General features: G+C 71.2%; 9 protein-coding genes and 1 pseudogene. 4 read left to right on the top strand and 6 right to left on the bottom strand.

What is annotated here, in order from left to right; all coding sequences use genetic code 11:
* Window positions 1-180: 180 nt before the first annotated feature.
* The 6 genes from GT354_RS44380 to GT354_RS44405 form a co-directional block, all read right to left on the bottom strand.
* Window positions 181-759 (bottom strand): PASTA domain-containing protein, encoded by a 579-nt coding sequence (locus tag GT354_RS44380; protein ID WP_161362895.1) that lies wholly within the window; start codon window positions 757-759, stop codon window positions 181-183.
* Complete coding sequence (locus GT354_RS56880) at window positions 756-1,301, bottom strand: SigE family RNA polymerase sigma factor (protein ID WP_161362897.1); 546 nt, start codon at window positions 1,299-1,301, stop codon at window positions 756-758. Before GT354_RS56880 ends, GT354_RS44380 begins: the two co-directional genes overlap by 4 nt.
* A gap of 554 nt (window positions 1,302-1,855) precedes the next feature.
* A complete protein-coding gene (locus GT354_RS44390) occupies window positions 1,856-2,455 on the bottom strand; it encodes a cysteine hydrolase (RefSeq protein WP_161362899.1) in 600 nt (199 codons plus the stop codon).
* A gap of 104 nt (window positions 2,456-2,559) precedes the next feature.
* Window positions 2,560-3,804, bottom strand: coding sequence for an MFS transporter (locus GT354_RS44395; RefSeq protein ID WP_346012457.1), 1,245 nt, complete (start codon window positions 3,802-3,804; stop codon window positions 2,560-2,562).
* A gap of 440 nt (window positions 3,805-4,244) precedes the next feature.
* Complete coding sequence (locus tag GT354_RS44400; protein WP_161362901.1) at window positions 4,245-4,934, bottom strand: hypothetical protein; 690 nt, start codon at window positions 4,932-4,934, stop codon at window positions 4,245-4,247.
* A 327-nt stretch (window positions 4,935-5,261) separates the two neighbouring features.
* Window positions 5,262-6,155, bottom strand: coding sequence for a helix-turn-helix transcriptional regulator (locus GT354_RS44405; RefSeq protein ID WP_161362903.1), 894 nt, complete (start codon window positions 6,153-6,155; stop codon window positions 5,262-5,264).
* Window positions 6,156-6,414: 259 nt separating this feature from the next.
* Between GT354_RS44405 and GT354_RS44410 the strand changes: the two genes are divergently transcribed.
* From GT354_RS44410 to GT354_RS44425, 4 genes and pseudogenes are all read left to right on the top strand, one after another.
* Window positions 6,415-7,431, top strand: a complete 1,017-nt coding sequence (locus tag GT354_RS44410; RefSeq protein WP_161362906.1) for a zinc-dependent alcohol dehydrogenase family protein — start codon at window positions 6,415-6,417, stop codon at window positions 7,429-7,431.
* A gap of 99 nt (window positions 7,432-7,530) precedes the next feature.
* Window positions 7,531-7,941: a cupin domain-containing protein gene (locus tag GT354_RS44415; RefSeq protein ID WP_161362908.1), complete on the top strand. Its 411-nt coding sequence runs from the start codon at window positions 7,531-7,533 to the stop codon at window positions 7,939-7,941.
* Window positions 7,942-8,044: 103 nt separating this feature from the next.
* Window positions 8,045-8,158: pseudogene (locus tag GT354_RS44420) on the top strand (SDR family NAD(P)-dependent oxidoreductase); the annotation flags it as partial.
* A gap of 242 nt (window positions 8,159-8,400) precedes the next feature.
* The coding region (locus GT354_RS44425) for an FAD-dependent oxidoreductase (RefSeq protein ID WP_161362910.1) at window positions 8,401-9,109 on the top strand (709 nt) is incomplete at its 3' end.

Genomic DNA, 9,109 nt, shown 5'->3' on the forward strand with positions numbered 1-9,109 from the left:
CGCCGGTCGGGGCCGCAGCCTCGGGCAGGACCTCCGCAACCCAAAGACGATGCCGAGCGAGCTGCGCGGCTGACGGCCTCGGAGCCCGCCACCCGCAGCCGTTCCCCCGCTCCGGGTGGCTCCCCTGCCCGGCAGGACGGGGCGCCGTCCGCCGGTGCGCGGGCCGAAGGGCCCGGTCGCTCAGGTTCTGCCGGGTTTGCCCGTCGAGACCAGCAGGAGGACGGACGAGCCCGGTGCCACCGGTTCTGCGCCGCCCCGGGGGGCACTGCTGATCACCTGCCCGGCGGGAGCGTTCCAGTCCGTGTGCCGCATGATCGTGCAGCTCAGTCCGAGTCCGCGCAGCAGGCTTCCGGCTTGTTCGACCGGCATGCCGGCCAGGTCCGGCAGCGCGATGCCTGCTCCCGCGGTCTGCTCCTGCTCCTGTGTCGGAGTCGCATCGGCGCTTCCGCTCTTGGGGGTGCCGATGGCGAGCGGGGTGCACGCCCCGTTCGCCGGTGGGGACAGGGACGGGGAGGCGCCGGGCGCCGGCGGCACGGGCTTCAGCGCGAAGAACCCCACCGTGGCGCACGCCAGCACGCAGCACGCCGCAGCGGTGCCGAGGAGCGCCCGGCGGGTGCGGCTGCGTCTGACGACTCGCTCGATCGCGGCCGCGTCGACGACCGGCGCCGTCGGCCCGTCGGCGAAGGAGGCCACCGCGGCACGCAGCTCGGCTTCGAGGCCCGGCTCGAACGGGGCGGGTCCGGACGACGTGTTCCTCACTTCGTACCTCCGAAAGCGGCCGACGGGGTGTGCGGCGCCTCGCCCGATATGGAATCGCGCAGTTTGGCCAGGCCGCGGGCGAGCTGGGACCTCACCGCACTCGAAGAGATCTCCAGGACGTCGGCGACCTGCCGGGCGTCCAGATCGTGCAGGTAGTACAGGACCACCACGCTGCGCATGCCCATCGGCAGCCCGAGCAGTGCCTCGATCAGTTCCGCGCGCAGATCCACCTGCCCGAACCGGTCCCGGGGGTCGGCCGTCTCGGGCACCCCCGACAGCCCGGGGCGCTCGCCCAGGCGCGACAGCCGCCGCCAGCGGTCGTTGGCCAGGTTGACCAGCACTTTGCGCACGTACGCCTCCGGCGAGTCCGCCACCGCGACCTTCCGCCACCGTCGGCACGCCCGCTCCAGCGCCTCCTGCACCAGATCCTCGGCCACGTGCACGTCACCGGTCAGCGCATACGCGGTGCGGAACAACGCTCCCGACCGCTGTGCGACGAACTCCGTGAATCCGTAGCCCGGACCGCTCCTGCGAAACCTCACTCGCCGACCTCCTCTCCTCGTCCCGTCCCGATCACTGCCCCTATGACGGCGGAACGGGGCCGGGTGCTGCACCGAGCCGCCGGCAGTGACGTGAATCACATCTGGGACGGAAGGGTGTCCCAGGACCTCGCGCCGCTGCCGCCCGGAGTGGGGGCGGGGCCCGGCGTCCCGCGCGGGCGGAGCGGAAGCGGGCTTGGGCTCCGACCGGCCGCCCGTCGTCACGGAACGCGGGCCGGCCCTCTCCCGGGAGGCGAGCCGGCGAGTCTGGCCGTCCCAACCACCTGTCCGCACTCCTGGGCGAGATTGGCATCCCGGTCGCCGCCGCCCGCGGCGCCGCCATCCGACAGCGACTCCTCGAACTGCCCGCCCCCGTCGTCGCAGACGCCCTCGGCTACCACGACAAGACCACCAGCCGACTCCTCCGAGAGACCGGCGGAACCTGGACCCGATACGCCGCTGGCGATCACAGCCGGTTACCGGCCGGCTGGGTACCCAGGGAACCCGCGACAGTTGAATACGCGAGGCCACCAGTACCGAGGCCGTGGTTGTTCGAGTCAACCCGTCCGGAGCAGGGTGTGCAGCTCGGTGGTGTCGATGATGTGGGCCCGTGAGGGAAAGACTCGGTGGAGCAGGACGTCGTGGGCTTCGGTGTCCGGGTCGGCGATGCCGTCGGACAGGACGTAGAGGCGATAGTCGCGGTCGGCCGCGTCGACGACGGTGGACAGGACGACTCCGCTGGTACCGAGGCCGGAGAGGACCAGAGTGTGGATGCCGCGCTCGCGTAGCTGCCGGTCGAGGTCGGTGGTGGACATGCCGCCGTAGCGGACCTTGCGCACGATGATGTCGCCGTCCTGGGGAGCCAGTCGTTCGTGGATGGCGGTGCCCGGGTCCTCGTGGTGCATGACGCGGTGTCGGGCCAGTGGGGCGAAGGCCTTGTTGGCGGCCGGGATCGCGTCCCAGTCGGGATCGGCGAAGCCGACGCGTACGTAGGCGATGGTGCCGCCGTGCGCGCGAACGTCGGCGATGGCCCCTTCCACTCGACCGAGCAGGGCGTCGCGGTCCTTGCCTTCGGGCACGAAGGCCAGGATCGCGGGCTGGTAGTCCATGACGAGAAGCGCGGTGTGCGCGGGATCGAGTGCGGGCGCGGTGCTCATGCGGGTGTTCTCCTTGCCGGCGATGTGCCTGGTGGACGTGGACGCGGACACGCGCCGGCGAACCGGCTGCGGCTTGCGGCCTTGGGTGGGCGAGTCGAGGTGACTTACGAGTGGCTGCGGGACACTTCCGGCTCGTGGTGCGGCGTCTGCTCCCGTCGGGGGAGCAGGAGCGGGGTGGTCAGGATGAGCAGTCCCGCGACCGTGAGAGCGATGCGTGGGCCGGTGACGGCGGCGAGCAGTCCGGCGAGCGCGGTGAGGACGGCGATGGACGCCTGCTGGCCGATTGACCAGGCCGTCAGGGTGCGGGCGACGAGATGCTTGGGGGTGTGTTCGAGCCGGTAGGTGGCGAGCACCGGGCTGTACAGGCTCATGTTGACGATGATCGCCAGCTCGATGACCATCACCGTGATCAGGCCGACGACGCCGGGACGCACGAAGGCCAGGCCGATCAGCCAGACGGCGCGCAGCGTGCCGACTGTCCGGAAGACCCGGTGCCGACCGAAGCGGGCCACGACCCGGTGGGCCAGCCGCGAGCCGACGAGTCCGCCGAGACAGGGAGCGGCGAAGGCGAGGCCGTACTGCCAGGGCGGGAACCCGAGGTGGCGAAGCATGAGCACGGCCAGCAAGGGTTCGGTGGCCATGATCAGACCGCCGACGAGCATCTGGTTGAGGTAGAGCGCCCGCAGACCGGGGTGGCCCATGATGTGTCGCCAGCCGTCGAGCAACGCGCCTGCCCGCAGCGGGCTTCCATCGGCCGTTCCCGGCTTCTCCTCGCGGCTGCGGATCGCGGTGATGCCCAGCGCCGAGAGCAGGTAGCTGAGCGCGTCGGCCAGCACGGTGACGACCGGCCCGAACAGCCCGATCGCCGCTCCGCCCAGCGGTGGCCCGATCGCGATGGAACTCCAGTTCGTGGACTCGAACCGCGCGTTGGCGACGAGCAGGTCGTCCGGTCGGACGAGGTCCTTGAGGAAGGCGCCACTGGCGGCGTTGAACGCGATCTTGGCTGCGGCGACCACGGCCGCGACGGCGAGCAGTTGGACGAAACCGAGCTGTCCCAAGGCGTAGGCGACCGGGATCGTGGCCATGGCCGCGAACCGGACCAGGTCCATCCCGATCATCACCGGGCGCTTGCGCCGGAACTCCACCCACGGCGCGAGCGGCACCGCGATCAGCGCACCCACCGCGGGCCCCACCGCCGACAACACGGACACCTCGGCGGGCCCGGCATCCAACGCCAGCACGGCGATCAGCGGCAAGGCCCCGAACCCCAGCCCGGACCCGTACGCGCTCACCGCATAAGCCGACCACAACCAACCGAACTGCCGCCCCAACGGCCTCCTGCCCACCACGCTCAGCCCGCTCCCACTCGCCACCCGAACCACCCGACCCACCCGAACCGACCGACGTCGACCGACGAGAGCCAAGCGGTCAGAACGTCAGCAGGTCAAACAACCGATACGCCCACCATCCACAACCATCGGTTGTACGCCCGTGCAGCACCCGACGCTGAACTCCCCACCAACGGCCGGGCGTTCCCGCTCCGGATGTCGTCAGGTCGGCGGCGGGAGTCGTGGAAGTCGGAGGTGCGGGCGTGGGTCTGGACGAGGCGGTGGACGGTCAGGGTGTCGTCGTGGTTGTCGGTGATCATGCCGTAGGCGACGAGCCGGCCGATCGCGGCGGTGAGTTGCGGTGGCGCGGTGGCGCGGTGAGGAGGTCGCGGGGGATGCGGTCGGGGCGCACTGGGCCAGGAGCCGCGGATGTCCCCGGCAAGGGGGCAACCGTTTCGGCGTCAAGCTCCTTGAGGCGATGTCGCCACGTAGTGGTCGAGATATCCCTGCATCTCGGGATCGAGCGACGCATCGCCCCCACCGTTGACAGCGCGCCAGAGACGGTTCTCAAGCCAGAAGCGGTAAGCGAAGTGCTCGAAGGAGGGGGCGCACCAAAGGATCTCGGCCTTCTGAGCGGCGAGATCATCCAGGTCGCTCTCCGGCTCGCAGTCCGCCGAGTCCCGTGCTTCGTACTCATACTCGTAGTCGAGATGGGAGTTGACCACGAAAACCTCGCCGGACGGGCGCAGGTAGAGGTACCACAGAACGCAGTCCTGCTGGTCACGGAAGAAGCGGACCAGGAACGCGCCCGGCTCCACGGGGCTGGGCAGCGGCTCGGAGAGGCTGCTCCAACAGCCGGTCACCGAGACCGTGTCCAAGGATCCGCGCAGGTTCGACGACACCTCGAAGGTGACGAAGTCCTGCGGTAATGCCAGTCCTTCGGCTGCGAGCCGATCCTCCAGGTGCCGCAACTTCGCGGCCTGCTCGGCAACGAGTTCGCCCGGGTTGCTCAGCCATTGGAAAGCGCCCGTGAACCGCTTCTCGTCCAGCAGCGGCAGGGTCTCGTAGGGATACCTCTCATAGGTGAAACGGCAGGGGCGGTGATCGCCGAGATCTGTCGCACACCAGGCGGCAGCGAAGTCGACACCCATCGCCAGTAGCTCCGTTCGTAAGGGGAGACGCGTGATCGACAGCATGCCATCGGCGTCCGACACCCCACTGCCGGAACGCGGTCCCTGGCGAAGCCCTCTGCACCGCAACCCGCTCGCGGACCCACTGCCGGCCGGGAACTGCTCCCTTAGCTCGCGTACTTCCGCGTGGACGGCCGCCCATCGCAGCCACCCACGTGAGCCGCATGACGAAGGCCACGCTGCCACTCGTCCGGCCGCCGGTCCTCCACCAGGGTTGCGCGGAGCCATGCCTGCCAGTTCAGGGAGTCGCGCGGGGTGCGGGCTCCTCAACCCCCGTGTAGGGGTTGGTCAGCCGGTCGGGTCGGTTCGGGTCAGTGTCTCGGTGTGGTGGGTGGCGGCCCAGGAGGCGAGTATGCGCAGGCCCTCTTCGGAGGGGGAGCCGGGTTCGGCGGCGTAGATGGTGAGGGTGAGGCCGGGTTCGGCGGCCATCTCCAAACCCTCGTAGGCGAGGGTGAGTTCGCCGATGGTCGGGTGGTGGTAGCGCTTGGTGCCGGTGCCGTGGTGGCGGACGTTGTGGGCGCCCCAACGGGTGCGGAAGTCGTCGCTGCGGGTGGACAGTTCGCCGACGAGGTCGTGGAGGTCCTTGTCGTGGGGGTTGCGGCCGGCTTCGGTGCGCAGGATGGCGACGGCGACATCGGCGGCTTGGTCCCAGTCCGGGTAGAAGCGGCGGGAGGCGGGGTCGAGGAAGTTGAAGCGGGCGAGGTTCGCCTGGTTGTGGGGGGTGGCGTAGACGTCGTCGTAGAAGGCGCGGGCGAGCCCGTTGGTGGCGAGCAGGTCCATGCGGCCGTTGCGGACGAAGGCCGGCCCGGCGGTGATCGCGTCCAGGGTCCATTGCAGGCTGCGGTGCGGAGTCCACTGCCGGGTGGGGCGGCGGCGGCGCGGGCGGGTGAGCGCGTCGGAGCCGTCGGCGGCCTGGGTCAGATGCAGGAGGTGGGCGCGTTCGGCGTCGTCGAGCCGCAGGGCGCGGGCGACGGCTTCGAGGACGGCGGGGGATACGCCGGCGAGGTTGCCGCGCTCCAGCTTCGCGTAGTACTCCACGCTCATGTCGGCCAGGGCCGCGACCTCACTGCGGCGCAGGCCGGGGACGCGCCGCCGGGGACCGGAGGGTAGCCCGGCCTGCTCGGGGCTGATCTTCGCGCGCCGCGAGGTGAGGAACTCGCGGACCTCTCGACTGTTGTCCACGACATCGACAGTACGTCGCGTACACGGCCGCAGGGGTGCACTGTCGGTACACCCCTTGACGGTGACTGGTTGGGCGCGCGAAGAGCGGGTTGTCTGGATGACGTGGTGCTTTTTCGCCCGGCCCGCGAACGCGGAGGGCCGGTGAGCCCCGCATCAGGCTCGGGGGCGGCTTCCGGCTGCCCGTTCGGAGCCTGCAATCGCACCCGGCGGCCGGTACGCCTGCCTGCCGCCGCTCGTCTCGACACCCAAGGAACCCATCATGCGCGGAGCAGTAATCCACGCCCCCGGCGATGTCCGCTTCGAAACCCTGGACGACCCGAAGATTCTCGAACCGACCGACGCGGTGATCCGTACCGCTGCCACCTGCGTGTGCGGTTCGGACCTGTGGCCCTGGCGCGGCCTGGAGCCCATCGGCGAGGCGCACCCGATGGGGCACGAGTACGTCGGCTTCGTCGAGGAGGTGGGGTCGGAGGTCACCTCGGTTCGGCCGGGTCAGTTCGTGGTCGGCTCCTTCGCGACCTCGGACAACACGTGTGCGAACTGTCGCAACGGTTTTCCGTCGGCCTGCCTGCACCGTGAGTTCATGAGCACCTGCCAGGCCGAGTACGTCCGCATCCCCAACGCCCAGGGCACCCTGGTCGCCACCGACGAGATACCGGACGAGGAACTGTGGCCCGGCCTGCTGGCCGTCTCCGACGTGATGGGCACCGGTTGGTGGGCCGCGGACGCCGCCGAGGTGAAGCCCGCCTCGACCGCCGTGGTCGTCGGAGACGGCGCGGTGGGCCTGTGCGGGGTGATCGCGGCCAAGGAGATGGGCGCCGAACGGATCATCGCCATGAGCCGCCACGAATCCCGGCAAAACCTCGCCCGACGGTTCGGCGCCACCGACATCGTCACCGAGCGCGGGGACGACGGCACAGCCCGGATCAAGGACCTCACCGGCGGCATCGGCGCCGACAGCGTGCTGGAGTGCGTCGGCACCGCCGAGGCCATGCGGCAGGCCCTGCACTCGGCCCGGCCCGGCGGCAACGTCGGCTTCGTCGGCGTCCCCCACGACGTCGCCGTCGACGGGCAGGAGTTGTTCTTCTCGCACGTCGGGCTGCGCGGCGGCCCCGCCCCCGTACGCCGCTACCTGCCCGACCTGATCGGCCGCGTCCTCGCGGGCGGCATCGACCCGGGCAAGGTCTTCGACCTCACCCTGCCCCTGGACCAGGTGGCCGAGGGCTATCGCGCGATGGACGAACGCCGCGCCGTCAAAACCCTTCTCAAGCCCTGACCGGCCCGCATCGGGCGCGCCCGCGTGCGGGCATCGTGCCGGGACGCGCCGACCCGCTCGCACACCGCCCGCGGTGGCACCCGTAACGAAGGAAAGACCATGCAGATCACCCGAAGCTCGATCGACACCGTCAAGGGCCCCGCCGACTGGTTCACCGGCGACGTCTACATCGACGCCGTCGCCGCGGCCCCCGCCCCGTCCCGGGTCACCGCCTCCCTGGTGCACTTCATGCCCGGCGCGCGCACCCACTGGCACCGCCACCCGCTGGGCCAGACCGTCTTCGTCACCGAGGGCATCGGCCTGTGTCAACGGCGAGGCGGCCCCGTCGAGGTCATCCGACCCGGCGACCGCGTGCTGTTCGAGGCCGACGAAGAGCACTGGCACGGCGCCGCGCCGAACCGGCTGATGGTCCACGTGGCCATCAACGAGGGCGACGCCGACCACGCCGTCGTGCACTGGCTGACCCCCGTCACCGACGAGGAATACGCCGCCGCCCCGCCCACCGGCTGAGACCCGGTCGGCTGCCCGAGCGGGCGGGCCGCGTGCCCCGAACCGGTCGTCGTCGGAGACCAAAGCCTCCGACCCTTCGGAACCCCTACCGAAAGCCGCGCCCGTGAATCCCACCTACGACTTCACCGGCCGGGTCGCCCTCGTCACCGGAGCCTCCTCCGGCATGGGCCTGGCCACGGCCCGCGCCTTCGCCGCATCCGGCGCCGCCGTCGTCCTCCCCGTCGACGGCGGCTACGTCGCTCGCTGACACCATGAGGACACGCGAACCTCGTCGTGGCCGTCCACCGGCGAACCGCACTGCGAGACCCCGCTCATGGAGGCCGTCCGGGACGGGCTCCGGCCCGGTGCCGACACGCGGCCGACGGTGGGATGCGTTCACGGTCGGTGTGCGGGTACTGATGCCGGGGCCGGTTGCGGTGGGCCGGCTCGGGACGGACGTTCGAGCGACAGGGAGACACAGTGGTGGCCGAGGCCGACGCGATTGTCATCGGTGCGGGGCCCAACGGGCTCGTGGCCGCGAACGTGCTCGCCGACGCCGGCTGGCGGGTGGTCGTGCTGGAGGCGCAGGACGCGCCCGGCGGCGCGGTGCGCAGCGACCGCGGCGTACATCCGGACTTCGTCAACGACCTGTTCAGCTCCTTTCACCCGCTTGCCGTGGTCTCGCCCGCGATCGGCGCGCTCGACCTCCAGGCGCACGGGCTGCGCTGGAGTCACGCGCCCGCCGTGCTGGCCCATCCGTTGGGCGACGGGCGCTGCGCGGTGTTGCGGCGTGGGGTCGAGGACACGGCGAACGGGCTGGCGCGCGACTTCGGCGAGCCGGACGGCGCCGCGTGGCGCCGGTTGTCCGGGCTGTGGGACGACCTCGACCCGTATCTGATCGAGGCACTGTTCACGCCGTTTCCCCCGGTGCGGGCGACCCTGGGCCTGGCGTCGCGGCTGCGCGCGGCGGGCGGGCTGCGCCTGTTGCGGTTCCTGATGCTGCCGGTTCGGCGATTGGGCGAGGAGGAGTTCGCGCAGCCCGGCGCGCCGATGCTGTTGGCGGGCTGCGCGCTGCACGCCGACCTGTTGCCGGAGTCGGCGGCCGGCTCGGCGTTCGGGTGGCTGATGGCGATGCTCGGTCAGCAGGCCGGGTGGCCGGCTCCGGTGGGCGGGGCGAACGCGCTCACCG

Source organism: Streptomyces sp. SID3343 (assembly GCF_009865215.1).
In the GTDB taxonomy this organism is placed as follows: domain Bacteria; phylum Actinomycetota; class Actinomycetes; order Streptomycetales; family Streptomycetaceae; genus Embleya.